General features: G+C 70.6%; 28 protein-coding genes. 6 read left to right on the forward strand and 22 right to left on the reverse strand.

Annotated features, from left to right (window positions below):
• The first annotated feature begins 2 nt into the window (after positions 1–2).
• A complete protein-coding gene (locus tag OG386_RS19950) occupies positions 3–317 on the forward strand; it encodes a hypothetical protein (RefSeq protein WP_328789280.1) in 315 nt (104 codons plus the stop codon).
• Between the two features lie 58 nt (positions 318–375).
• On the opposite strand, the gene OG386_RS19955 is transcribed toward OG386_RS19950, so the two are convergent.
• The 6 genes from OG386_RS19955 to OG386_RS19980 form a co-directional block, all read right to left on the reverse strand.
• The gene (locus tag OG386_RS19955) at positions 376–2,274 is read right to left on the reverse strand and encodes an SMI1/KNR4 family protein (protein WP_328789281.1); all 1,899 of its coding nucleotides are present in this window, start codon (positions 2,272–2,274) and stop codon (positions 376–378) included.
• Between the two features lie 118 nt (positions 2,275–2,392).
• Positions 2,393–3,712 (reverse strand): dicarboxylate/amino acid:cation symporter, encoded by a 1,320-nt coding sequence (locus OG386_RS19960; protein WP_328789282.1) that lies wholly within the window; start codon positions 3,710–3,712, stop codon positions 2,393–2,395.
• A gap of 370 nt (positions 3,713–4,082) precedes the next feature.
• Positions 4,083–4,355 carry a DUF4229 domain-containing protein gene (locus OG386_RS19965; protein WP_384828645.1) on the reverse strand — a complete coding sequence of 91 codons (273 nt, stop codon included), beginning with the start codon at positions 4,353–4,355 and terminating at the stop codon, positions 4,083–4,085.
• 147 nt (positions 4,356–4,502) lie between these two features.
• The gene (locus OG386_RS19970) at positions 4,503–5,027 is read right to left on the reverse strand and encodes a GNAT family N-acetyltransferase (RefSeq protein ID WP_328789284.1); all 525 of its coding nucleotides are present in this window, start codon (positions 5,025–5,027) and stop codon (positions 4,503–4,505) included.
• 100 nt (positions 5,028–5,127) lie between these two features.
• Entirely contained in the window at positions 5,128–6,291 is a 1,164-nt protein-coding gene (gene mqnE, locus OG386_RS19975; protein ID WP_030009229.1) for an aminofutalosine synthase MqnE, read from the reverse strand.
• Between the two features lie 60 nt (positions 6,292–6,351).
• Positions 6,352–6,807 (reverse strand): Lrp/AsnC family transcriptional regulator, encoded by a 456-nt coding sequence (locus OG386_RS19980; protein ID WP_328789285.1) that lies wholly within the window; start codon positions 6,805–6,807, stop codon positions 6,352–6,354.
• A 123-nt stretch (positions 6,808–6,930) separates the two neighbouring features.
• Here OG386_RS19980 and OG386_RS19985 point away from each other — a divergent pair, with 123 nt between their 5' ends.
• On the forward strand, positions 6,931–7,068 hold the full coding sequence (locus OG386_RS19985; protein WP_266606708.1) for a hypothetical protein: 138 nt from the start codon (positions 6,931–6,933) through the stop codon (positions 7,066–7,068).
• Here OG386_RS19985 and OG386_RS19990 read toward each other — a convergent pair.
• The gene (locus OG386_RS19990; protein ID WP_328789287.1) at positions 7,065–7,754 is read right to left on the reverse strand and encodes a UbiX family flavin prenyltransferase; all 690 of its coding nucleotides are present in this window, start codon (positions 7,752–7,754) and stop codon (positions 7,065–7,067) included. The genes OG386_RS19985 and OG386_RS19990 overlap by 4 nt on opposite strands.
• A gap of 86 nt (positions 7,755–7,840) precedes the next feature.
• On the opposite strand from OG386_RS19990, the gene OG386_RS19995 reads away from it, so the two are divergent.
• Positions 7,841–8,449: a rhomboid family intramembrane serine protease gene (locus OG386_RS19995; RefSeq protein WP_328789288.1), complete on the forward strand. Its 609-nt coding sequence runs from the start codon at positions 7,841–7,843 to the stop codon at positions 8,447–8,449.
• A 22-nt stretch (positions 8,450–8,471) separates the two neighbouring features.
• On the opposite strand, the gene mqnP is transcribed toward OG386_RS19995, so the two are convergent.
• From mqnP to OG386_RS20010, 3 genes are read right to left on the reverse strand one after another with little or no spacing between them, the layout of a single operon-like run.
• The gene (mqnP, locus tag OG386_RS20000; protein WP_328789289.1) at positions 8,472–9,395 is read right to left on the reverse strand and encodes a menaquinone biosynthesis prenyltransferase MqnP; all 924 of its coding nucleotides are present in this window, start codon (positions 9,393–9,395) and stop codon (positions 8,472–8,474) included.
• Complete coding sequence (locus OG386_RS20005) at positions 9,392–9,883, reverse strand: hypothetical protein (protein ID WP_328789290.1); 492 nt, start codon at positions 9,881–9,883, stop codon at positions 9,392–9,394. The genes mqnP and OG386_RS20005 overlap by 4 nt, the downstream gene beginning before the upstream one ends.
• Positions 9,880–11,337 (reverse strand): menaquinone biosynthesis decarboxylase, encoded by a 1,458-nt coding sequence (locus OG386_RS20010; RefSeq protein ID WP_301368058.1) that lies wholly within the window; start codon positions 11,335–11,337, stop codon positions 9,880–9,882. The genes OG386_RS20005 and OG386_RS20010 overlap by 4 nt, the downstream gene beginning before the upstream one ends.
• Positions 11,338–11,428: 91 nt before the next feature.
• On the opposite strand from OG386_RS20010, the gene OG386_RS20015 reads away from it, so the two are divergent.
• A complete protein-coding gene (locus OG386_RS20015) occupies positions 11,429–11,734 on the forward strand; it encodes a PLD nuclease N-terminal domain-containing protein (protein ID WP_328789291.1) in 306 nt (101 codons plus the stop codon).
• 159 nt (positions 11,735–11,893) lie between these two features.
• Here the strand turns inward: OG386_RS20015 and OG386_RS20020 are convergent, their stop codons facing one another.
• On the reverse strand, positions 11,894–12,442 hold the full coding sequence (locus OG386_RS20020; RefSeq protein WP_328789292.1) for a hypothetical protein: 549 nt from the start codon (positions 12,440–12,442) through the stop codon (positions 11,894–11,896).
• A gap of 19 nt (positions 12,443–12,461) precedes the next feature.
• The gene (locus OG386_RS20025; protein ID WP_328789293.1) at positions 12,462–12,827 is read right to left on the reverse strand and encodes a cupin domain-containing protein; all 366 of its coding nucleotides are present in this window, start codon (positions 12,825–12,827) and stop codon (positions 12,462–12,464) included.
• Between the two features lie 97 nt (positions 12,828–12,924).
• Here OG386_RS20025 and OG386_RS20030 point away from each other — a divergent pair, with 97 nt between their 5' ends.
• On the forward strand, positions 12,925–13,389 hold the full coding sequence (locus OG386_RS20030) for a MarR family winged helix-turn-helix transcriptional regulator (RefSeq protein ID WP_405788311.1): 465 nt from the start codon (positions 12,925–12,927) through the stop codon (positions 13,387–13,389).
• Positions 13,390–13,393: 4 nt separating this feature from the next.
• Here the strand turns inward: OG386_RS20030 and OG386_RS20035 are convergent, their stop codons facing one another.
• The 8 genes from OG386_RS20035 to hemL all read right to left on the reverse strand — a co-directional run bounded on the left by OG386_RS20035 (position 13,394) and on the right by hemL (position 21,656).
• Positions 13,394–13,897, reverse strand: a complete 504-nt coding sequence (locus OG386_RS20035; protein ID WP_328789294.1) for an SRPBCC domain-containing protein — start codon at positions 13,895–13,897, stop codon at positions 13,394–13,396.
• Positions 13,898–13,922: 25 nt separating this feature from the next.
• On the reverse strand, positions 13,923–15,011 hold the full coding sequence (ccsB, locus tag OG386_RS20040; RefSeq protein ID WP_328789295.1) for a c-type cytochrome biogenesis protein CcsB: 1,089 nt from the start codon (positions 15,009–15,011) through the stop codon (positions 13,923–13,925).
• Complete coding sequence (gene resB / locus OG386_RS20045; protein ID WP_328789296.1) at positions 15,008–16,720, reverse strand: cytochrome c biogenesis protein ResB; 1,713 nt, start codon at positions 16,718–16,720, stop codon at positions 15,008–15,010. The genes ccsB and resB overlap by 4 nt, the downstream gene beginning before the upstream one ends.
• Before the next feature lie 13 nt (positions 16,721–16,733).
• Positions 16,734–17,507 carry a cytochrome c biogenesis CcdA family protein gene (locus OG386_RS20050; RefSeq protein ID WP_328789297.1) on the reverse strand — a complete coding sequence of 258 codons (774 nt, stop codon included), beginning with the start codon at positions 17,505–17,507 and terminating at the stop codon, positions 16,734–16,736.
• Positions 17,508–17,511: 4 nt separating this feature from the next.
• A complete protein-coding gene (locus OG386_RS20055; protein WP_328789298.1) occupies positions 17,512–18,138 on the reverse strand; it encodes a TlpA family protein disulfide reductase in 627 nt (208 codons plus the stop codon).
• Between the two features lie 78 nt (positions 18,139–18,216).
• Positions 18,217–19,452, reverse strand: a complete 1,236-nt coding sequence (locus tag OG386_RS20060; protein WP_328793297.1) for a hypothetical protein — start codon at positions 19,450–19,452, stop codon at positions 18,217–18,219.
• Between the two features lie 186 nt (positions 19,453–19,638).
• Positions 19,639–20,337, reverse strand: coding sequence for a histidine phosphatase family protein (locus OG386_RS20065; RefSeq protein ID WP_328789300.1), 699 nt, complete (start codon positions 20,335–20,337; stop codon positions 19,639–19,641).
• The gene (gene hemL, locus OG386_RS20070; RefSeq protein ID WP_030008916.1) at positions 20,334–21,656 is read right to left on the reverse strand and encodes a glutamate-1-semialdehyde 2,1-aminomutase; all 1,323 of its coding nucleotides are present in this window, start codon (positions 21,654–21,656) and stop codon (positions 20,334–20,336) included. The genes OG386_RS20065 and hemL overlap by 4 nt, the downstream gene beginning before the upstream one ends.
• A 133-nt stretch (positions 21,657–21,789) precedes the next feature.
• Between hemL and OG386_RS20075 the strand changes: the two genes are divergently transcribed.
• On the forward strand, positions 21,790–22,389 hold the full coding sequence (locus OG386_RS20075; protein ID WP_328789301.1) for a hypothetical protein: 600 nt from the start codon (positions 21,790–21,792) through the stop codon (positions 22,387–22,389).
• Between the two features lie 31 nt (positions 22,390–22,420).
• Here the strand turns inward: OG386_RS20075 and OG386_RS20080 are convergent, their stop codons facing one another.
• Together OG386_RS20080 and OG386_RS20085 are read right to left on the reverse strand one after the other, a co-directional pair.
• Positions 22,421–23,659, reverse strand: coding sequence for an ABC transporter permease (locus OG386_RS20080; RefSeq protein WP_328789302.1), 1,239 nt, complete (start codon positions 23,657–23,659; stop codon positions 22,421–22,423).
• A complete protein-coding gene (locus tag OG386_RS20085; protein WP_328789303.1) occupies positions 23,649–24,329 on the reverse strand; it encodes an ABC transporter ATP-binding protein in 681 nt (226 codons plus the stop codon). Before OG386_RS20085 ends, OG386_RS20080 begins: the two co-directional genes overlap by 11 nt.
• Positions 24,330–24,337: the final 8 nt, after the last annotated feature.

Raw genomic sequence — 24,337 nt, forward strand, 5'->3', positions numbered from 1 at the left:
GGATGAGGCTCCCGCGCGAGAACATCGACCTGCCCGAGGACCGCGGCTGCCTCCAATGGGTCCTCGGGATACCGCTCGCCCTCTCCTACGTCCCCGCGGTGTTCACCTGCTACGTCGCCCTGACCCTGCGCCCGGAGCCCCACGACGACCTGCTGCGCGAGGACGTCCGCTTCCTGGCCGGCTGCTGCCTGGTGCTGTGCCTCGTAGGACTGCTGATCACCATCACCCCACTGTTCCGGCGGACCATGGGCCGGTGGTGGTTCGCCCTGCCGTTCCTGCTGGCGACGGTCGCCTACGTCCGCGCACAGAGCGTCTGACCGGAGGAGAACCCCCGGGCCCGGCCCGGGGTGTCCGCGCCGGTCGGGGTGCGGGACCTCAGCTCAGGGTGATCACGGTGTAGACCTCCCCGTCCCTCGGCGGCCGCCGCCACGAGCGGGTGGTGAACGTGTGCAGCCGCCCGTTCAGGAGCGCGTGGCGCGGCAGCCGGACACCGAACTCGGCGGTCACGGCCTCCAGCAGCGACCGTTCCGCCCCGGTGGCCTCCGCCCGGGAGCCGAAGAACCGGTCCGGGTCCAGTGCCCCCGGTATCTCGCCGGTCCGGCGGATCTCCCCGTCCTCGTACGTGAAGGCGTACTGCTCGGCTCCGTCCTGCGCCACGGACAGGTGGAAGAACGGTGCCCCGTGCCGGTTCCGCAGACCGCTCCACACGACCACCGCGCGGGTGCCCGCGGCGGCGGCCGCAGCCGGGGAGACGAACCGCTGCGTGTGGAAATGTGCAGCGTCACCGTCGAAGGCGAAGCTCCACCGGGGGCCGGCCCGGCCAACCGCCATGAGGGCCTTGTCGTCGTAGGACGAGAACTCCCGCTGTCCGCCGAGCAGTCTCCGGCGCACTTCAGCGGACGTCATGGGAACGTGGAGCGCTGCCCCGTCACCGTCCGCGAGACGTCCGGGAAGGTCCTGCGGCTCCACGTCTTCGACCAGGACGAACCGGTAGGACGCGAGGTTGGCGTCGGGTTCCAGGTCCGCGAGCCACGCCAGGCCGTCCGGGTCGAGGCCGGCCGCCGGGTCCGGTGCCCCGCCCGCCTGCCCGCCCCTGGGGGTCGCCAGCAGCTCGCGGCCCCGTTCCGGGGTCAGCAGGGTTCCCAGCAGGGGGTCGGCCACCCACCCCAGCGGCGCCAGGTGGTCGGGCCCCAGCGGCTGCCAGCCCGGGAGGGCGTCCAGCAGCGTCCGCCAGGCCCCGTCGGTGTCGCCCCAGCGCGCCAGCTCCCGGGCCCGCTCGACCGCTTCCCCGAACGGCCCGGCCGTCGTGTACCGGTACGTGCCGCCGCGCACCTGCTCCAGCATCGCGTAGGCCGACGACACCACGTCCTCACCGGCTCCCCGCAGGTGGTACTTCAGCGTGGAGTCGTCCCAGTGCGAGTGGGCCGCGTGCTCGGCGACCAGCGCCGGCAGCAGCTCGGGCGCGTACCGCGGATCGGTCACCACGTCCTCGAAGTACACCATGTAGGTCTGTCCCAGCAGGCGGCGTATCTGGTCGCCCAGTCCGCCGGCCCGCGGCCTGCCGTACTGCTTCGCCTCGTCCAGGTGACGCCCCGCGCGCTCCCACTCGCCGCGCAGCGCCTCCAGCCGGGCCTGCTCCATCAGGGCGTCCAGCTCGCGCGTCGTGTCGTTGGCGAACTCCGGCTCCCCGTCGACCGGGCGCGCGTGCAGGCTGTGGAACTCCCGGTACATGGCCCGCATGAACTCGGCGAAGTTCGCGTGCCGCTCGGGTGCCTCGGCCCGCCAGCTCGCCCACGTGTACACGGCCCACTCGCCGTCCTCGTCCACGTCCTCGGGATCCAGGAGGACGTGGGTGATGTCGGACTCGACGTCGAGCTGGAGCCCGCGCCGCCAGATGTCCGCGTCCCGCCGCTCTTCGGGTCCGGCATCGTCGTCCAGGTACTCCTCGAACATGTCCGCGAGCCCGGACTCGTTGTCGTGCCGACGCACGTCCGTGGTCCCCGCCAGCAGCCAGACGAACCCGCCGGCGTGCCGCCACCCGTCGCTGACTTCGAGGAACTCCCGGTACGACGGGGGCATCCGTCGGCCGAGGCGCTCCTCCATGGCCGCGATCCGCTCCTCGGACGCGGGCGGGAACCCCAGCCACCGGTCCCGCCGGGCGGCTTCGTCCTCCTCGCTGCGCCCGGCGTCGTCGGGCAGGGAATCCGCCCACTCCCCGCTCCAACGGAGCAGGAACGGGCGCCAGTCGAACGGTGCCGCAGTCGTCTTCGTCATGCTCCCGATGCTGCCATCCGCCGCTGACAGTGCCCCGGATGCATGCCGCGGGCGGCACGAACGCCGCAGCCCCCGCCCGGTCGGGGCGGGGGCTGCGGCAGGTGGTGCGCGGTACGGGTCAGGCCGCGACCGCGACCGGCTCGGCGGCCGGGGCGGGCTCGTCCAGCGGGGAAGCCGAGGCGGAGGCGTAGGCCTCCTTGTCCAAGATCCCCTCGCGGGCCGCGACGATGACCGGGACCAGGGCCTGACCGGCCACGTTGGTGGCGGTGCGCATCATGTCCAGGATCGGGTCGATGGCCAGCAGCAGGCCGACGCCCGCGAGCGGCAGGCCCAGCGTGGACAGGGTCAGCGTCAGCATGACGGTGGCGCCCGTCAGACCGGCCGTGGCGGCGGAGCCGATGACCGAGACGAAGACGATGAGCAGGTACTCCTTGATGCCCAGCTGCACGTCGAAGATCTGCGCGATGAAGATGGCGGCGAGGGCCGGGTAGATCGCGGCGCACCCGTCCATCTTGGTGGTGGCGCCGAACGGGACGGCGAAGGAGGCGTACTCCTTCGGGACGCCGAGGCGCTCGGTGACCTTCTGGGTGACCGGCATGGTGCCGACCGAGGAGCGGGAGACGAAGGCCAGCTGGATGGCGGGCCAGGCGCCCTTGAAGAACTGGAGCGGGCTGACCTTGGCGACCGTCGCGAGCAGCAGCGGGTAGACGCCGAACATCACGAGGGCGCAGCCGATGTAGATGTCGGCGGTGAAGGTCGCGTACTTGCCGATCAGGTCCCAGCCGTACGTGGCGATCGCGGTGCCGATGAGGCCGACGGTGCCGATCGGGGCGAGGCGGATGACCCACCACAGGGCCTTCTGGAGCAGTTCCAGGGCGGACTCGGCGAGGTCGAGGACCGGCTTGGCCTTGCCGCCCAGCTGGAGGGCGGCGATACCGGCGACGACGGCCAGGAAGACGATCTGAAGGACCTTCAGCTCGGTGAACGGCGTGACGATGTCGGTGGGCACGATCCCGGTGAGGAAGTCGATCCAGGAACCGGTCTTCTTCGGGTCCTTGCCGTCGGCGGCGGTGAGGCCGGTGCCGGAACCGGGGTCGGTCAGCAGGCCGATGGCGATGCCGATGCCGACCGCGATCAGCGAGGTGATCATGAACCAGAGGAGGGTGCGGGAAGCGAGGCGCGCCGCGTTGTTCACCTTCCGCAGGTTGGTGATCGACACCAGGATCGCGAAGAAGACGAGCGGGGCGATGGCCAGCTTCAGCAGCTGGACGAAGAGGTCGCCGGTCTTCTCCAGCGTGGTGGCGAGCCAGCTGACGTCGTAGCTGCGGGCTATCCAGCCGAAGAGGACGCCGAGGGCGAGACCGGCGACGATCTGGGCCCAGAAGGGGAATTTGAACGAGGCCTTGGCAGGGGCCTGGGGGGTCGCGGACACGGACACTCTCCGGAGGTGGCGCACGAAGACAGGGGGGAAGTACTGGGTGGTGAAGCGGTGCGGCAGCAGCCAGAAGGGCCGGCCGGGACGGCTGCTGTATCGATTCAGCTCAACAGCAACGGGCCGCGGGCGCGCGGCGGCAGAGGTCGACGTGCAGGCGCATCACGAGCGGAACGCTCGCGATCATGGGGTGCGCAGCTGTGGTCAACATGTTGAACACGCTAACACTTCCCCTTTGGGAATCTCAAAGGGGTGCTTTGAGACAACGGCGCGCGAGGCCCTCTTGCGCCGGCCCGGAAAACACCACCGCCCCAGCGTTACGGGCGGTATACCCGGTGCTGGGGCGGTTCGATGTGTGATGAAGCCAACTGGGGCGTTACGAGGCCACTCGCGCCGCGTCGTCCGCCTGGTCCTCCTGGCTGCGGTTCGCGGCGAGCCGCTCCTTCGCACCCGTGACGCGCCCGGAGATCTGCGTGGACATCTCGTCGCGCTGCTTGCGCAGGAGGACGAAGGAGAGCGGGGCGGAGATCACGATGGCGAGCAGTACGACCCAGGCGGCGTTGGCCTCCCCGAGCCCCGCGGGCACCCAGCCGAGCCGGACGAGGCCGGCGACGGCGACGAGGCATCCGACGAAGATGCCCAGGCGCATCGCGGTGTAGCGGATCGTTGCGCTCGGCTTGAGGGACACGGTGACCCCTTCTCTCTCGTCGTGGTCCGGCGGCTGGTGCCCGTCCAGTGAAGCACGCCGGAACCCGGCCCCCGCCCTCCGGGGTCCGGCGGCGGGCCCGGCCGCACGTCAGTGCAGCGGCAGCAGCATCGTGATGTCGTCGCGGTCGTCGCCCGGGGCCACCCGGACGGCGCCGGGGACGCGGCCGACCTCCTTGTAGCCGCAGGAGGCGTAGAAGTGCTCCAGGCCGAGACCGCCGCGGCAACCGAGGCGGATCGCGTCGATGCCCTCGATGGAGCGGGCCGCGGCTTCGGTCTGGGCCATCAGCTCGCGCCCGTACCCCTTGCCCTGGTGCCGCGGATGGACCATCACCGTGTAGGCCCACAGCCAGTGCAGCTGGAGCCGGTGCGCGTTGAGGGTGAGGAACGCGGTCGCGGCGACCGCCCCGTCCCCGTCGTGCCCCACCAGCAGGCGACAGCTCCCGTCGGCGACGCCGGCGAGGTGCTTGTCGAGCGAGGGGCGGATGTCGTCGGGGGTGACCGGGGGTACGAAGCCCACGGCGCCCCCTGCGTTGGAGACGTCGGCCCACAGCGCCAGGATCCCCTCGCGCAGGGACGGGCTGACCACCGGATCCAGGGTGAACGTAAGGGTCATTGGGTAAGTTTATCTATTACCTGATCGACTCGTCCAGAAAAAGCCGAACCCCGGCCCACGGGCCGGGGTTCCACTCGCTCGAAGCAGGTCGGACCAGGCGTCAGACGCGCATCGCCTGCGGGGTCTCGCGCAGGCTCGCGTCCGGACCGGGGTACTCGCGGATGATCTCGTAGCGCGTGTTGCGCTCGACCGGGCGGAAGCCCGCTTCCCGGATCAGGTCCAGGAGATCGTCACGGCCCAGCTTGTTGGGGGTGCCGTAGTTGTCCGCGTCGTGCGTGATCTTGTACTCGACGACCGAGCCGTCCATGTCGTCCGCGCCGTGCTGCAGCGCGAGCTGGGCGGTCTGCACGCCGTGCATCACCCAGAAGACCTTGACGTGCGGCACGTTGTCGAAGAGCAGGCGCGAGACGGCGAAGGTCTTCAGCGCCTCGGCGCCGGTCGCCATCGTCGTGCGCGCCTGGAGCTTGTTGCGCACCTTGCCGTCCTGCATGTCCACGAAGTCGTGCTGGTACCGCAGCGGGATGAAGACCTGGAAGCCGCCGGTCTCGTCCTGGAGCTCGCGCAGCCGCAGCACGTGGTCCACGCGGTGGCGCGGCTCCTCGATGTGCCCGTACAGCATGGTCGAGGGGGTCTTGAGGCCCTTCTCGTGCGCCAGCCGGTGGATGCGCGACCAGTCCTCCCAGTGGGTGCGGTGGTCGACGATGTGCTGGCGGACCTCCCAGTCGAAGATCTCCGCGCCGCCGCCGGTGAGCGACTCCAGGCCGGCCTCGATCAGCTCGTCGAGGATGTCGGAGGCCGACATCCCCGAGATCGTCTCGAAGTGGTGGATCTCGGTCGCCGTGAACGCCTTCAGCGAGACGTTCGGCAGCGCCTTCTTCAGCTCGGAGAGCGAGCGGGGGTAGTAGCGCCACGGCAGGTTCGGGTGCAGGCCGTTGACGATGTGCAGCTCGGTGAGGTTGTCGTTCTCCATGGCCTTGGCCAGGCGCACGGCCTCCTCGATGCGCATCGTGTACGCGTCCTTCTCGCCCGGCTTGCGCTGGAACGAGCAGTACGCGCACGAGGCGGTGCACACGTTCGTCATGTTGAGGTGCCGGTTGACGTTGAAGTGGACGACGTCACCGTTCTTGCGCGTGCGCACCTCGTGGGCGAGGCCACCGAGCCAGGCCAGGTCGTCCGACTCGTAGAGGGCGATGCCGTCCTCACGGGTCAGCCGCTCGCCGGAGCGGACCTTCTCCTCCAGCTCACGCTTGAGCCCAGCGTCCATGTGCCGGTCGCCTCCTCTAGATGCCTCTGCCTGTCCTGCGAACCCTGGTCAACCGTACTCTCAGGCTTCCTCGGGAAGTTCCCCGACCCGGTTCTCCCACTTGGTGGAGAGCACGATGGTCGTGCGGGTGCGCGAGACACCCTTGGTGCCGGAGAGCTTGCGGATGATCTTCTCCAGGCCGTCCACGTCGCTGGCACGCACCTTCAGCATGAAGGAGTCGTCGCCCGCGATGAACCAGCAGTCCTCGATTTCCGCGAGGTCGCGCAGCCGCCGGGCCACGTCCTCGTGGTCCGCGGCGTCGGAGAGGGAGATGCCGATCAGCGCCGTGACGCCGAGGCCCAGCGAGGCGGAGTCGACCGTCGCGCGGTAGCCGGTGATGACGCCGGCCGTCTCCAGCCGGTTGATGCGGTCGGTGACGCTGGGGCCGGAGAGGCCCACGAGACGGCCCAGCTCCGCGTACGAGGCACGACCGTTTTCCCGGAGTGCCTGGATGAGCTGCCTGTCCACCGTGTCCATTTACGTGGAGCCTTCCATTATTCGGCGATCCTGCAAGTCTAGGTATAGAATCTAAGGCACGCAGGGTCAACACCCTGCGAAATCTTTCAGCTGATCAATAACGATCTTCAGGAGTGGTTCACCGTGTTCACGATCGAGATGGCCTACGCACACATGCGGGAGCTCCAGGAGCTGGCCAACCGATCCCGTGCCCACCAGCCCGCCGCCGCCCACCGCATCGACAAGGCCCGCAAGCCGCTCGGCCGCAAGAAGAAGGCCTAGTCACCGGCGCTTGCCTCCCGGGGAGTACGGGAGCCTCCCAGCTCCCCCTCCCAACGGCGGTACAGCTGGTGCGGCACCCCTGCCGCGTCCAGCACCCGCCCCGCGACGAAGTCCACCAGATCCTGGATGTGCGTCGCACCCGCATAGAACGCCGGAGAGGCGGGCAGCACGATCGCGCCCGCCTCGTCCAGCGCCACCAGATGCCGCAGCGTCTGCCCGTTCAGCGGGGTCTCCCGCACCGCGACCACCAGCCGGCGCCGCTCCTTGAGCGTCACGCTCGCCACGCGCTGGAGCAGGTCCTTCGACAGTCCGAGCGCCACCCCCGCCACACAAGCCGTGGACGCGGGGACGATGAGCATCCCCTTGACCGGGTACGAGCCCGAACTCGGGCCCGCCGCCAGGTCCCCCGCACCCCAGTACCGGACGTCGTCCAGTTCCGGCCGCGCGAAGGTCGCGGGCTTCCCGTCGGCTCCGCGCTCCAGCCACTCCCCCAAGTCCTCGCGCCAGTGCGCGTCACGGAAGGCGATCCCGGTCTCGTCCAGCAGGGTGAGGCGGGAGGCGCGGCTCACCACCAGGTCGACACTCTCCCCCGCGGCCAGCAGCCCGCGGAGCACCGCCGCCGCGTACGGCGTCCCGGACGCCCCGGAAACCCCGACCACCCACGGGGTGCGCTTGCGCTCAGTCATACCTCCGAGACTATCCGGCCACCACCGATGGGCACTCAGTAAGGTGTCGGGACGTTCCCGTGACGGGACGCAGCGAGGGGGAAAAGATGAGCACGACGGTGGAACCGACCTGGACGCAGGCCGACCGGGCCAAGGCCGCGGCCAAGCTGATGCTGGGCTGGGTGGCCCTGCTGTGGGCCCTGGAAGCCGTCGACTACGCCACCGGCCACGCCCTCGACCAGTACGGGATCGTCGCCCGCGACCCGGACAGCCTGACCGGCGTCGTCTCCGCGGCCTTCCTCCACTTCGGCTTCGACCACGTCGCCGCCAACAGCCTCCCGCTGCTGGTCCTCGGCTTCATAGCGGCCCTGTCCGGGATCCGCCGCTTCCTCGCGGTGTGCGGCCTGATCGTGCTGGCCGACGGCCTCGGCACCTGGCTGATATCCCCGTCCGGCACCCTGACGCTGGGCGCCTCCGGCGTCGTCTTCGGCCTCTTCGGCTACCTGCTCGTACGCGGCTTCGTCGAGCGCAAGGCGCTGGGCATCGCGGTGGCCTTGGGCGTTGCCGCCGTCTGGGGCACCTCGATCGTCGCCGGCATCCTCCCGACGAACACCGGCGTCAGCTGGCAGGGCCACCTGTGCGGCCTGGTGGCGGGCATCGTGACGGCCCTGTACTTCCGCCGCCCGGCCCGTCGGCAACCGGCCCTCACGGGCTGAGGACCGAGAGGTCCCGCCCGCCTCAGAAGGTCAGGCCCCGAACCACGAGGTCGGCCAACGCGCACACGAAGAGCGCGATGCCGATGAAGCCGTTGACCGTGAAGAAGGCCCGGTTCAGGCGGGACAGGTCGTGCGGCTTGACGATCGTGTGCTCGTAGAGGAAGGCGGCGACGACGACCGCAAGGCCGGCCCAGAACAGCACGCCCGCATCGGTCGCCAGCGCGTACCAGGCCAGCAGGGCCGTGGTCACGGCGTGCGCACCGCGCGCGCCCCAGAGGGCGGCCGGGACCCCGAAGCGGGCCGGGACGGACTTGACGCCCTCCGCACGGTCGGCGGCCACGTCCTGGCAGGCGAAGATCAGGTCGAAGCCGCCGATCCACACGCCCACCGCCAGGCCCAGGACGACCGCGTCCCAGGACCACTCGCCGGTGACCGCGAGCCAAGCCCCCACCGGGCCCATCGCCTGGGCCAGACCGAGAATGGCGTGCGGGAAGTTCGTGAACCGCTTGCCGTACGGATAGACCACCATCGGGATCACGGCGACCGGCGCGAGCGCCAGGCACAGCGGGTTCAGCAGCGCCGCCGAGCCGAGGAAGACCAGGAGCGCGATCCCGGCTCCGGTCCAGGCCGCACGGACCGACACCGCGCCGGTGACCAGCTCACGGCCGGCCGTCCGCGGGTTACGGGCGTCGATCTCGCGGTCGATGATCCGGTTGGCGGCCATCGCGAAGGTCCGCAGCCCCACCATGCAGATGGTGACGAGCAGCAGGACGTCCCAGTGGATGCGCCGGTCGAGCTGGAACATGGCGGTGAACGCCGCGATGTAGGCGAAGGGCAGCGCGAAGACCGAGTGCTCGATCAGCACGAGTCTCAGAAAGGCCTTGACCTTCCCGACCTGCGGTGCGGCGGGCCCGGGACCGAGGACCCCCTCTGCAGCCGATGTCACGCGACGCTCCGGTGGAACTCGACGACGTGGGCGCGGACCTCCGCGACCGGCAGCGTGCCGAGCTCCACGTCCAGCGGTTCGGACTGCGCACCCGGCTCCTCGGAGCCGGCCGGCGGTACGACCCGGGCGCTCAGGGAGACCCGGTCGTCACCGGCGGGGGTGACGGAGACGACGATGCTGCCGTCGGCCAGTTCGAGCTCGGCGTCGCCCTTGCCCGCCAGCGCGTACAGCAGTTCGTCCGCGAAGACCGCGGCCTCGCCGTCGGTGAGCTCGGGCAGCTCGAAGGTCCGCCCCTCGCCGTCGGTGCGGTCGGCCATGACCTGCCAGATGCCGGACTCCCCGGCGAACTCCTCGGGGGTGACCCCGGCCCGCTCGGCCGCGAGGCGCAGCCCCGGGTCGTTCACGTCGAGTTCGGGGCGCACCAGCGCCACGCAGGGCGTGCCGTCGCCGAGGAACAGGGCGGGGCCGCCCACAGCAATCGGGCTCACAGTCCGTACTCCTTCCAGCGGCGGTCCACCAGGGCGGCGGTGGCCGGGTCGGACTCGACCATGTCGGGCCAACCGCCGTCGCGGGTGTAGCCCTCCTCGGGCAGCTTCTTGGTGGCGTCGATGCCCGCCTTGCCACCCCAGAACTGCTGGTACGAGGCGTGGTCCAGGTGGTCCACCGGCCCCTCGACGACCGTGAGGTCGCGGGAGTAGTCGGTGTTGCCGAGGGCCCGCCAGGAGACCTCGTGCAGGTCGTGGACGTCGCAGTCCTTGTCGACCACGATGATCAGCTTGGTCAGCGACATCATGTGCGCGCCCCAGATGGCGTGCATGACCTTCTGGGCGTGCTTCGGGTACTTCTTGTCGATCGAGACGATCGCGCAGTTGTGGAAGCCGCCCGATTCCGGGAGGTGGTAGTCCACGATGTCCGGCACGATGATCTTGAGCAGGGGCAGGAAGAACCGCTCCGTCGCGCGGCCGAGCGGGCCGTCCTCGGTCGGCGGCCGGCCGACGACGATCGACTGGATGAGCGGACGCCTGCGCATCGTCACGCAGTCGATCTTCAGGGCCGGGAAGGGTTCCTGCGGGGTGTAGAAGCCGGTGTGGTCGCCGAAGGGACCCTCCGGGAGCATCTCGCCGGGCTCCAGCCAGCCCTCGATCACGACTTCGGCGTTGGCCGGGACCTGGAGCGGGACCGTCTTGCAGTCGACCATCTCGATCCGCTTGCCCGCGACGAAGCCGGCGAAGAGGTACTCGTCGATGTCGCCCGGCAGCGGCGCGGTGGACGCGTACGTCACCGCGGGCGGGCAGCCGAAGGCGATCGCGACCGGCAGCCGTTCGCCCTTCGCCGCGGCGACGGCGTAGTGGTTGCGGCTGTCCTTGTGGATCTGCCAGTGCATGCCGATGGTGCGCTTGTCGTGGCGCTGGAGCCGGTAGAGGCCCAGGTTGCGCACGCCGGTCTCGGGGTGCTTGGTGTGGGTCAGGCCGAGGTTGAAGAAGTCGCCGCCGTCCTTGGGCCAGGTGAAGAGGGCCGGGAGCTGGTCGAGGTCCACGTCGTCGCCGGTGAGGACGACCTCCTGGACGGGCGCGGAATCGCCCTTCACCTTCTTCGGCGGCACGTGCACCATCGAGCCGAGCTTGCCGAAGGCCTCGCGGACCCCGATGAATCCCTGCGGGAGCTCCGGCTTCAGCAGGCCGCCGATCTTCTCGCTGATCTCGCCGTACGACTTGAGGCCGAGGGCCTTCAGGAGGCGGCGGTCGGTGCCGAAGACGTTCATGGCCAGCGGCATCGCCGAGCCCCGGACGTTCTCGAAGAGGAGCGCCGGACCCCCCGCCTTGTTCACTCTGTCGACGATCTCCCCGACCTCCAGGTACGGGTCGACTTCGGCCTTGATGCGCTTGAGGTCGCCCTCCCGCTCCAGAGCCCGGAGCAGCGAGCGGAGATCGTCGTAAGCCATAGGGGTCAGTATCCGTCACCAACTACCCTGGAGGCGTCACCGGGGCCCTGACGCGGGCCCCCCGTCACTGACTGGGAGTCGGTCCCACACCGTGCTGCGCTATCTGCCGTTCCTGCTGATCCTCGCGCTGACCATCTACGCCTTCATCGACTGCCTGAACACTGCGGAGCCGGAGGTCAAGCACCTCCCCAAGGTGGTCTGGGTGATCATCATCCTGCTCTTCTCCATCGTGGGGCCGGTCGTGTGGCTGTTCGCGGGCAAGGACCGAGGGGCCGCGGGCGGGGGCCGAGCGCGCCGGGCGCAGTGGGTGGCGCCCGACGACAACCCGGAGTTCCTGAAGTCGCTGCGCGACGAGCAGGAGAAGAAGGACAAGGACCAGGACAAGGACCAGGGCTAGGACCAGGGCCAGGCCGTCCCCGCCGGGTCCGCGAGGTGCCGCTGGATCACCTCGATCGTGTTTCCCGCACCACCTGGACCAGGCAGAACACCGTCGCGGCGAGCAACGTGAGCCCGCCGACGAGCGCCGTCGGGCGCAGGGCTTGCGCGGCGCTCGCGCTCATCGCGCCCGCGGCTCCGCCGAAGACCCCCACCAGGGCCAGCGCGACGAACGGGGCGGATGTCCACCCGGGCGCGGCGCGCCGGGAGCGCGAGGAGAACCAGGCCAGCCAGGCAGCCACAGCGCTCCCACGCCGGAAGGGATCAGGAAGAGGGCGGCACCGAGCGGCTCCTGATGGGCGACGTGCGGATTCGCCCCGGTCATGACGCTGTCCGCGGCCCTGCCGGTGTCGGCGCCGCCGTAGGCGACGTCGCGGATGCCGCGCCGCCAGCTCACCAGCCGGACGGGGGCGCCGGCCCGGACGGGTGCGGTGTAGACGCCGTCGGCCAGGTGGATCCGTCGCACCGCACCGTCGGCCGTCTTGACCTCGATGTCGGCGTGCCGGACGCTTCCCTCTTCCGGGATCCGCACCACCGTGGCGGAAGCCTCGCTCAGGCAGTCCCGCGCCCGTTCCCGGGTACGGCGGGTCGCCGCGTCGTAGGCGCGCGCCCCGGCCGTCGCGTTCGCGACGGGGCCGAGGAGCAGCCCCACTCCGACGAGCAGGGGCACGCTTCCGCCACGTGTCCCCCTAGCGCGCCCACGGCAGTACGCGGGTGCCCTCCTCCCCCGGGACCGAGACCACGCCGTCCGCGCGCATCACGACGTGGGCCTCGAAGGTCTCGGCGGCGTGGATGCGGCGCAGTGCGTCCGGGGGCAGGACGAGGGTCTGGCCGGCGGTGACCTTCTCGGTGCGGCCGGCGCAGGTGACCTCCAGGGAACCGGCGGTCAGGGTCCACACCTGCTCGCGGCTGACGGAGTGCTCGGGGCCGGTGCTGCCGGGGGGCATGGCCACGTGCCAGCTGCTGAGCTCGGAGCTGCCGCGGCTGGGGGCGGCGAAGCCGGTCATGGTGGCGTTGGGGGTGGCGGTGACGTTCTCGGGGGAAACGCTGATCACGTGCAAGGCGGGTCCTCGTCTTCTCGGAGCATGCGAGTAAAGCTGCTTTACTTCGAGTGAGTAAAGCAGCTTGACCCAGTCGTGTCACCATATTTGTGTGAAGAGAGACGAGAACGAGGGCGTCGAGCTGCTGTTCCTGCTCGGCCTGGGCTTCCAGATGCTGCTCGGGGAATTCACCCGGCGCGTCGCCGAGGCCGGCTACCCGGACCTGCGGCCGGTGCACGGCATGGCCTTCCAGGCCCTCCAACGCGACGGCGCCACCGCCACCGAACTCGCCGAACGGCTCGGGGTGACCAAACAGGCCGCCGGACAGATCGTCGACGACCTGGAGAAGCGCGGCTACGTCCGCCGCGAGCCGCACCCCGGGGGCGGCCGCCGCAAGCTGGTGGTCCTGACCCAGGCGGCCCGTGACCACCTCGCCGTCGCGGGCCGGATCCTGCACGAGCTGGAGGCCGAACTGGGCCGCGGCACCGACCTCACCGCCCTGCGCGAGGGGCTGGGGGAGATCGTGCGCACCTTCCACGGGGAGGGCGGACTCCCGCCGCTGCGCCCGGTGTGGTGAGGATCTAGGCCCGGGCGAGGGAGGCGTAGGCCTCGCGGAGGGTCGCCCAGCGGATGTCCGTCCAGGTGGACCAGTCCGCCGGCCGGCCGGCCAGGGCGGAGTCCAGCAGCTCGAAGTGCTCGTGCCAGCCCGCCAGGCAGTCCAGGCGCTCGTCCTCCGTCCCGCCCCGCTCGTTCACGAACCGGATCACGGTCGAATCGGTCCCGACCGGCTCCAGGTGGAAGCGGATCCGCCCGTGCTCGGTGAGCGTGTACTCGGCGACCCGCTCCACGTCCCAGGCGGTGACCCGCCCGGTCACCACGGTTCCGGTGTTCAGCCAGCGCAGCGTGACCGCCCCGCCGAGCCTGCGCTCCAGGACGTCCGCCGCCGCCAGCCAACCGCGCAGCCCGTCCGGCGTGGTCAGGGCGGGCCACAGGGCCGCGTAGGCGTGCGGCAGGTGCAGCTCGAAGCGGAGCAGCCAGTGGTCCTCGCCGCGCTGCTCGCTGGTGGCATGGCTCACGAGGGACATGCCACCAGCGTCCCACTCCCGCCGGTCAGACGCCCGCGTACGAGTGCTTGCCGCTGAGCAGGATGTTCACGCCGTAGTAGTTCCAGATCCAGCAGGCGAAGGCGAAGAGCGCCAGGTAGGCGGCCTTGCGGCCCTTCCAGCCGGCAGTGGCACGGGCGTGCAGGTAGCAGGCGTAGGCCACCCAGGTGACGAAGGACCAGACCTCCTTGGGGTCCCAGCCCCAGTAGCGGCCCCAGGCGTCGCCGGCCCAGATCGCGCCCGCGATGATCGTGAAGGTCCACAGCGGGAAGACGGCCGCGTTGATGCGGTACGAGAACTTGTCGAGGGAGGCCGCCGAGGGCAGCCGCTCCAGCACCGAGGTGCGGAACTTGCCCGGCGTGCGGCCGGCCTCGAGCTGGCTCTCGTAGGAGTCCCGGAAGAGGTAGAGGACCGCGCCCGCGGCGCCGATGTAGAAGACGGCGCCGCAGAAGATCGCGGTGGAGACGTGGATCCACAGCCAGTACGAGTGCAGGGCCGGGACCAGCTGGTCGCTGTCGGTGTAGAGCCAGGTGACGGCGATGCCGAGGTCCAGCAGGACCGTGGTGACCAGGATCAGGCCGAGCCAGCGGACGTTCTTCTTCAGGGCGAGCAGCACCAGGTACGCGCCGACGGCCACCGTGGAGAAGGTGATCGAGAACTCGTACATGTTGCCCCAGGGGGCCCGCTGCACCGACAGGGCGCGGGCGACCACCCCGGCCGCCTCGACGAGGAAGGCGAGCGCGGTCAGCGAGACCGCGATCCGCCCGTACAGGTCGCCCTGCACGGTGCCGCCGGCGGCGCCGGGGCCGTCCGGGACGTCGCGGGTGCCGGCGGCGGAGCGGGTGGTGACCTTGGGCCGGTCCAGTACGGCGGTGGCGCCGCCCTTGCCGCGCACCTGCACGGCCGGGGCAGCGGCCGCGTCGGCGCCGGCGCCGGTCAGCGCGGCGGCCGTACGGCCCACCTTGCTGCGGCTGCCGAAGGTCCACTCGGCGATGTGCGCGAAGAAGGCGAGCATGTAGACCGCCATCGACGAATAGATCAGGTAGTTGCTGATCTCAGCCAGGCTCTCGTTGGCTGCGGCTGCGAGCGGCGTCATCCGCGCTCTCCTTCAGGGGTTTCTTCAACACGTGGTTCGGCTAGTGCAGCAGGCGCGCTCGGCGCCTGCTGGTGCAGCGTGGCGGCGAGGTCCGCCAGCTCCTCCGGGAGCTTGGCGGACTCGCTGCGGCCGAGGCCCGCCATCTCCACGACGGTCACGCCGTCCTTGCCCGCCACCGCACGCACCCAGATCCGGCGGCGCTGGATGAACAGCGATCCGGCCAGGCCCGCGATGGCGGCGATCGCCCCCGCGAGGGCGAGGCCGCTTCCGGGCTGATGGGTGACGGAGAAGGTGGCCCAGCGCTCGATGCCCTCGAACTTCACGGTGCCCGCGCCGTTCGGCAGGGTCATCGTGTCGCCGGGCGCCATCTTCTGCTTGAACTGCTGGCCCGACTCGTCCTTGAACATCTCCATCTTGGAGGTGTCGAGCCGGTAGACGTTCTGCGGCAGACCCGAGTCCACGCCGAGGCTGCCGTGCCAGGCGTTGAGCATGAGCTGCGGGTTCAGGAGGGCGGGGAACTGCGAGAACATCGTGCCCATGCCCTCGCCGGCGAAGCTCGGCACGAAGACGGCGTTGAAGCCGAGCTGCTCCTGCTTGCCGTCCTTGTCCTTGTAACCGTCGGTGACCTTGACGGCTCCGGTGGAGGTCAGGTTGGCGTCCTGCGGGAGCACCGGGACGGCGCCCTTGAAGATCACCTTCCCGGTGGGGTCGGTCACCGAGAGGATCGGCGCGTAGCCGTGGCCGAGCAGGTAGACCTTGGACCCGTCGATCTCCAGGGGCTTGTTGACCTGGATCTCGCGCTTCTGCGGCGTTCCGTGGGCGCCCTCGCTGAGGGTGACGTACGCCTTGAAGTCGCGCGGAGTGCCCCGCTGCGGGCCGGTCATCTCGTAGGTGGCGTCGAAGCGGTCCAGCGTGAAGCTGAACGGCGGCAGGTCGTCCGGGTGGAAGAGCGTGCCGGGCTTGAAGTCGTCGTACTGGGTGAGCGTGTTCGAGAAGCCGCTGCCGCGCAGGACCAGCTTGCCGCCCTCGGACTTGAAGTACTGGCCCCAGGCGAAGGCCACGAGCATCACGATCAGCGCGACGTGGAAGATCAGGTTCCCGGCCTCGCGGAGGTAGCCCTTCTCAGCGGCGACGTGGCCGCTGCCCGCCTCGATGCGGAAGCGCTTCCCGCCGAGCAGCGTCCTCGCGTACGAGAGGACCTCGTCGGGGGTCTTGTCGGTACGCCAGGTGGTGTGGGCGGGCAGCCGGTCGAGCCGCTTGGGGGCGCCCGGCGGGCGGCCGCGGAGCTGGCCGACGAACTGCCAGGCGCGCGGGACGATGCAGCCGATCAGCGAGATGAACAGCAGCAGGTAGATCGCGGAGAACCACACCGAGCTGTAGACGTCGAAGAGCTGGAACGCCTCCGCGACGCCGACGTAGGACGGGTTGTCCCGCTTCCATTCGGCGACCTTCATCGCGTCGACGTTGGTCTGCGGGACGAGGGAGCCGGGGATGGCGCCCAGGGACAGCAGGAAGAGCAGGATCAGCGCCACTCGCATGGAGGTGAGCTGCCGCCAGAACCAGCGGGCCCAGCCGATCACGCCGATGCCGACGGGACCGCTGTCCTCGACGGGTGCGGTGGAGAGCTGGGAGCCGGCCGCGGCCTCGGCGGGGTCCGCCGGTGCGGGCTCGGTCGACGTCTCGGTGGACGCCTTGTCTGTCGTACTCATGTCCGTCGGTTCCTCAGATCCCCACCGTGAAGCCTTGGGTCCAGCTCCGCATGTCGTCAACGATGCTGTCCCACAAACCTGTGACGAGCAGCAGGCCGGTGAGGATCAGCATGCCGCCGCCGATGCGCATCACCCATGCATAGTGCTGCTTCACCCAGCCGAATGCACCGAGCGCCTTGCGGAAGGCGACCGCGGCGAGGATGAAGGGCACGCCGAGGCCCAGGCAGTAGACGACCGTCAGCAGGGCGCCGCGGCCGGCGCTCGCCTGGTCGAGGGAGAGCGTGCTGACGGCGGCGAGGGTCGGGCCCATGCAGGGGGTCCAGCCGACGCCGAAGAGCACGCCGAGCAGCGGCGCGCCGAGCAGGCCCGCCGTCGGCTTCCGGTGGAAGCGGAACTCCCGCATCGTCAGACCGGGGATCGCTCCCATGAAGAAGAGGCCCATGAGGATCACCACGCCGCCCAGGACGCGGGAGATGATCTCGGTGTTCGCCTTGAGGGTCTGACCGAAGTAGCCGAAGAGCGCGCCGGTGGAGACGAAGACGGCGGTGAAGCCGGCGATGAACAGGAGCGCGCCCACCAGCATCCGCCCGCGGCGGGCCTCGGCGAGGTCGGCGCCGCTGACGCCGGTCACGTAGGAGAGGTAGCCGGGGACCAGCGGCAGGACGCAGGGCGAGAAGAAGGAGACGAGTCCCGCGAGGAGCGCGATCGGCAGCGCCAGCAGCAGCGTGCCGTTCAGGACCGTCTCGTTCACACCCGTGGCCTCGACGGCGAGGACGTAGTCGACCACGAGGTCACTGCTCCGCGAGGACGGGGTCGATCATCGAGCGCAGCCTGTCCTCGCCCAGGGGGGCAAGGGTGCGTGCGGCGATCTTGCCCTCCCGGTCCAGGACGAGCGTGGAGGGGATGGCGTTCGGGTTGAGGCTGCCCTTGGGGAAGCGGAGCAGCAGCTTGCCGTCGGGGTCGTAGAGGCTCGGGTAGGTGATCCCGAAGGTCTCCTCGAAGGAGGCGGCGTTCTGCTTGCTGTTGTCGCGGACGTTGACGCCCACGAAGACGACGTCCTTGCCGGCGTCCGCGAGCTCCTTGGACACCTTCGCGAAGGCCGGGGCCTCGGCACGGCACGGCGGGCACCAGGAGCCCCACACGTTGAGGACGACGACCTTGCCCTTGAAGGCCGTCGTGTCGAGGCTCTTACCCTCGACGCTCTCGCCGTCGAGCTTGGGGGCCTCGGTGCGCTCGCCCTTGGCGGAGGTGGAGATGCCGCTCGCGCCCGTGACGTAGTTGCCGCCGGTACCGGTCGGCTTGCCGCTGTCCGAACCGCTGCACGCCGTGAGCGTGAGGGCGCCGGCGACGGTCACCGCGGTCAGCAGGAGGGCGCGGCCGCTGGGTGAGCGGCGTCGGGGGGCGCGGCTAAGGCTCATGTGAAAAGTTTCGCATGAGCAATTCGCGGATTTTCCGCACCCCCCGACCGGGAGTCAATGCCCTGGTCAGGCGATGGTTCAGGCGGCGGTCATGTACGCGCTCCAGCCGCCGGCCGGCACCTGGCCCGGGCCGAGGCCCCGGAGCCTGGCGAGCACCTTGGGGTCCTGGACCTCCAGCCAGTCGGCGAACTGCCGGAAGGATACGAGCCGTACGTCCCTTTTGTCCGCCATGCCCTTGAGTGCCTCCTCGACGGCGTCCATGTAGATGCCGCCGTTCCACTCCTCGAAGTGGTTGCCGATGAACAGGGGCGCGCGGTTGGTCTCGTAGGCCCGCCGGAAGCCGCCCAGGTAGGTGGCCGTGGCCTGGGTGCGCCAGCCCGGATAGTTGGCGGGCACGCCCCTCGTCGTGCTCTTCGACTGGTTGGCGAGGATGTTGTAGTCCATCGAGAGGACCTCGAAGGAGTGCCCGGGGAACGGCAGGGACTGCAGCGGCAGGTCCCAGACGCCGGACCTGCGCTCCGGCCAGACCTGGAGGCCGCCGGGAGAGCTGGAGTCGTAGCGCCAGCCCAGCCGCCGGGCCGTCGGCAGCAGGCCGTCCCGACCGAGGAGGCAGGGGGTGCGGGAGCCCTTCAGCTCCTTGCCGTAGTCGAAGGGCAGGGGTTCGAGGTCGGTGAATCCGGTGTTCGTGCGCCAGTTGGTGACGAACGACACGGCCTGGTCGATCTCGCTCTGCCAGTCGTCCGGAGTCCACCTGCCGACCGAGCCGGAGCCGGCGCAGAAGTGGCCGTTGAAGTGGGTGCCCACCTCGTGCCCGTCGAGCCAGGCCTGGCGGACGCAGGTGAGGGTGGAGCGGACGTTCTCGTCCTTGAGGTAACCGATGTCCGAGGCCCCGACGGGGTTGTTCGGCGGCCGGTAGAGGTGCCGCTTCGACTCGGGCAGCAGATAGATGCCGGAGAGGAAGAAGGTCATGGCCGCGCCGTGGTCCTTGGCGAGCTTGAGGAAGCGCGGGAAGAGACCGTTGCCGATCTCCCCCGCACCGTCCCAACTGAAGACGACGAACTGCGGCGGGGTCTCGCCCGGCTGGAGCGGCACGGGCGCGTCCGGCTGGTTCGGCTGCGGTCCGGTGTCGGCGGTGGAGCCGTCACCGATGGGCCTGACCACCGGCTTCTCGCCGGGCTTCGGGTTCTTCGGGTTCCTGGCGGGTCCGGGAGCGCCGGGACCGGACGTGTCCGATGAGCCGCAGCCAGCGATTCCCATCGCGGCGGCCGCACCGAGTCCCAGTCCCAGCAACCCCCTCCGACTGACTCCCCTGATGTCGCGCATGTCACCGTCCCCACTGTCGACCACCCATACCGACCTGAAGCCCATATAAACGGACAATCAGATTGGATATGTGAGCTGACACGGTGATTCCCGCGCGACCTCTTTTTAGTTGGGCAGAAACGTAACGCCCCGTAACAGTCGGTCGATCAAGACCCGATCAGGGAGCCGAACCCCCGATCAGGCGCCGAACGCCTTGGACGCACCCTTCACCGGCTTGGCCCCGGCCAGCAGATGGGCCGGGACCAGGTCCCGGGCCGGCTCGCTGTAGCCCACCGACACCAGCTTGTCGCCCTGGAAGGTGAAGGACGTCATCGAGGCCAGCGTGCACTGCCGGCGCCGCGGGTCGTGCCACAGCCGGCGCTTCTCCGCGAAGCTGCGCACGATCCAGATCGGCAGCTGGTGGCTGACCGCCACCGCCTCACGGCCGCGGGCCGCGTCGCGCGCCGCCTCCAGCGCGCTCATCATCCGGACCACCTGCTCGACGTACGGCTCGCCCCAGGACGGCTTGAACGGGTTCGTCAGGTGCTTCCAGTTGCCGGGCTTGCGCAGCGCGCCGTCACCGACACCGAAGGTCTTGCCCTCGAAGACGTTCTCCGCCTCCAGCAGCCGCGCGTCGGTCGCCAGGTCCAAGCCGTGGACCTTGGCGATCGGCTCCGCGGTCTCCTGCGCGCGCTCCAGCGGGGAGGACACCACGTAGGCGATGTCCCGGCCCTTGAGGTGCTCGGCGACCCGGTCCGCCATCTGCCGGCCCAGCTCGGACAGGTGGTAGCCGTCACGGCGCCCGTAGAGCACGCCCTCGGGGTTGTGCACCTCCCCGTGGCGCACCAGGTGCACGACGGTGAGCTCGGGCGCGGCGGGCGTGGTGCTGCTGCTCATGCGGTGGCCTCCGCGGCGGCTCGGGCGGCGGCCGGCAGCGCCGCCGCGATGCGCTCGATCGCCTTCTCGTCGTGGGCGGTGGAGACGAACCAGGACTCGAACGCGGACGGCGGCAGGTAGACGCCCTGCGCCAGCATCGAGTGGAAGAACCCGTTGAAGCGGAAGCTCTCCTGCTTCTTGGCGTCGTCGTAGTTGCGCACCTCGTCCTCGGTGAAGAAGACGGAGAACATGTTGGACGCGGTCTGCAGCCGGTGCGCCACGCCCTCCTTGGCGAGCGCGCCGGTGACCAGGCCCTGGATCTCCTTCGAGACCGCGTCGACCTTCTCGTACGCGGCCGCATCCAGCAGGCGCAGCTGCGCGAGACCGGCGGCGGTGGCGATCGGGTTACCGGAGAGCGTGCCGGCCTGGTAGACGGGACCGGCGGGGGCCAGGTGACCCATGACGTCGGCGCGGCCGCCGAAGGCCGCGGCCGGGAAGCCACCGCCCATGACCTTGCCGAACGTCATCAGGTCGGGCTTGACCCCGTCGACGCCGTACCAGCCGGCGCGGGAGGTCCGGAAGCCGGTCATGACCTCGTCGGAGATGTAGAGCGCGCCGTTCTCCCGGCAGAGGTCCGCGAGCCCCTGGTTGAAGCCCTCGGCAGGGGTCACCACGCCCATGTTGCCGGGCGCGGCCTCGGTGATCACACAGGCGATCTCGCCCGGGTGCGCGGCGAAGGCCGCCCGTACCGCTTCGAGGTCGTTGTAGGGCAGCACGATCGTGTCGCCGGCCTGCGCACCCGTCACACCGGGGGTGTCCGGAAGCGCGAAAGTCGCCAAACCGGAACCGGCGGCGGCCAGCAGAGCGTCCACGTGACCGTGGTAGCAGCCGGCGAACTTCACGACCTTGGCGCGACCGGTGAACCCGCGGGCCAGCCGGATCGCCGACATGGTCGCCTCGGTACCGGAGGAGACCAGGCGGACCTGCTCCACGGGTTCGATGCGCGCGACGATCTCCTCGGCGAGCGCCACCTCGCCCTCACCGGGCGTACCGAAAGAGGTACCGCGGGCGACGGCCGCCTGGACGGCCTCGATCACCTCGGGGTGCGAATGACCGAGGATCATCGGCCCCCACGAGCACACGAGGTCGACGTACTCACGACCATCGGCATCGGTGAGGTACGGACCGGTCCCGGACACCATGAACCGGGGCGTACCGCCCACGGCGCGGAAGGCGCGCACGGGAGAGTTCACGCCGCCGGGGGTCACGAGGGAGGCGCGCTCGAAGAGCGTCTGCGAAACTGGGGCTTCATACGGGTACGGGTAGCTCACACCAGCCATGGTCTCAGAGGCCGCGACAGACTTGCGGGCGGGCGTTTCACCGCGTCGCCGCGGGGGAGGTCACTGCCATGATGATCAGGCTGCGTGGCGGGGGCCGCGGGGCCGGGGCGAGCAAGACCAGTCGGGTGGAGATATGCAACGCGGTGGTGGACCGGGCGAGGGTACGGACGGCCTCGATCCGCAGCGCGCCCGCGAGGCCCGCCGCCGGGGCAAGCACCGCCGCCACGGCATGGAGGCGGCCGACGCCGCCCCCGGACCGACGACCCCGCCCGAAGACCTGCCCAAAGGCCGCGGCATGGGAGTGACGTACAAGTACTTCGGCGCCCCCGACGGCGCCACGGCGGCCCGGGTACCGGTCACGATGCGGCCGGAGGAGCTCGGCGGCGACGAGCTCGGCATGGGCGGCCTCTTCACCAAGATCAAGCCGGAAACGGTGGCCGCGATGGTCCTGACCGGCATCGAAGGCATACCCCTCCACAAGGTGCCCCCGCTGGAGCTGGTCGTCCTCCACCCCGACTACGCGGTGGTCAAGCTCCCGATGACCGTGGTCGACCCGCTGCGCGGAATCGGCGAGGAATCGGTGGGCGCGGCGGCCTTCATCTGGTCCACGGTCCCGGACCGCGGCGGCCCGAGCGACGCCTTCAACGTCTACCAGCTGCTCCACGAGTGGCAGGATTTCAGCCACCGCCTCCACGAAGCCGGCCACCAGCCGTACTGCCTCGTCTGGCCCTGACCGCCGAAGGCATCCGGCTCGCGGGCATCCCTCAGACACCCGCGCGCAGGGTTTCGGCGGGCAGGATGCGGGCGGCCGCCAGGGCCGGGTAGAGGCCTGCTGCCAAGCCCACCACCAGGCCGACCAGCGGGCCCGCGCCGGTGAGGGCGGGGTCGAGGACCACCAGCCAGTCCTTGGCCAGGCAGGTCACCGCGGTGATCTGGATGCCGAGCACCGTGCCCACCACGCCGCCGGCCAGCCCCACCAGGCCGCTCTCGATGCAGAACTGTCCGGCGACCGCCCGCCGCGACGCGCCGAGCGCCCGGCGCAGGCCGATCTCGGAACGCCGCTCCAGCACGGACACGTAGGCGGTGTTGCTGACACCGAGCGCGCCCACGCCGAGGGAGACCGCGGCCAGGCCCAGGAACAGGGCCCGCGTCTGCGACTCGACCCCCCGGCGCAACGACCGGGGGTCCGGCGGCACCAGCGCGACGAGCCTGTCCGGGGCGCCCGGGGCCAGGGCGAACGGGGCCTCGTCACCGACCTGGTCGGCGGCGCCCAGATCCGTACGAATGATCATTTCCGCGGGGGCGAAGCCCAGTCCCGCCGGATCCTGCAGGGCGGCCCAGTACGGGATGACCACCGAACCGGTGAGGTTCGTATCACCGGTGGGAGCCCGGAAGACGCCGAGCACGCTGAAGGCGACCCCGTTGACGTGGATCACGGAGTTGCCGGCCCCGCCGTCCACGGTCAGCCGGGAAGCGGCGGCCGTGTCGATCAGGGCCACCCGTTCGCGCCGGGCGTCGTGCCCCGTGTCGAACCAACGGCCCTGCGTGAGCACGGCCGACATGGCGAGCAACGCTTCGGGCTGCGCGGCCATGACCGTGCCCTCGGGCAGGTCGTTCTCCTTGCCACCGGACAGCCGCGAGAGCGCCGGCTGCTCGCCGGCCCTGCTGACCAGACCGGCGCTGCGGACGCCGTTGAGGTCGCGCACCCGCTGGGTGTCGGCGCCGTCGGGCCGCGGCCGAACCCCGGCAACGGCCTCCGACGGGTACTTGACCGTCACCCGCGTCGCCTTGAGGGCGTCGAACTGGTCCGAGACGGCGCCGGCCGCGCTGGCCGTGATGCCGAGCGTGGCGAGGGCGGCGGCCAGCCCCACGGAGATGCCCACCATGGTGAGCAGCGTGCGGAACCGGCGGCCGAACAGCGCGAGGAACGCCTGGACGAGCAGGTCCGCCGCCGACGTACGGGGCTGCCCGGGCGGCCGGACCGTCGCGCGTCTACGCAACACGGCCGTCCACCACCTTGAAGACGCGGTCGGCCCTGGCCGCGACATCGGGTTCGTGCGTGACCACGACCACGGCCCGGTCCTGCGCGACCAGTCCGGTCAGCAGGTCCATGACGCGGGCCGAGTTGGCGGTGTCCAGGTTGCCGGTCGGCTCGTCGCACAGGACGACCGCGGGCCGGTGGACGATGGCCCGCGCGACCGCCACCCGCTGCCGTTCCCCGCCGGAGAGGGTGGTGGGCTTGACGTCGAGCCGGTGCCCGAGGCCCACGGACTCCAGCGCCCGCACGGCCTGCGGCCGCCGCTGGGCGCGCGGCACGCCCAAGTGCACCAGCGGCAGGGCCACGTTCTGCACGCAGGTCAGGTGCGGGACCAGGTGGAACGCCTGGAAGACGAAGCCGAGCACCTGGGCCCGCAGGGCGGTGCGGGCCCGTTCGGACAGGGCGGTGGTGTCGTTGCCCTGGAGCAGGTACCGGCCGCGGGTCGGGACGTCGAGCAGTCCGAGCACGCTCAGCAGCGTGGACTTCCCGGAGCCCGAGGGGCCGACGATGGCCGCGAGCCGGCCGGGCCGGATGTCGAGCGAGACGTCGGCCAGCGCGTGCACCGGCGGCGGTCCCGGATACGTCTTCGCGATGCCGGTCATCTCGATGACGGGGGGCGGAGCGTCCCCGGTCATCGGAGCGT

The organism is Streptomyces sp. NBC_00273, assembly GCF_036178145.1.
Lineage (GTDB): Bacteria > Actinomycetota > Actinomycetes > Streptomycetales > Streptomycetaceae > Streptomyces.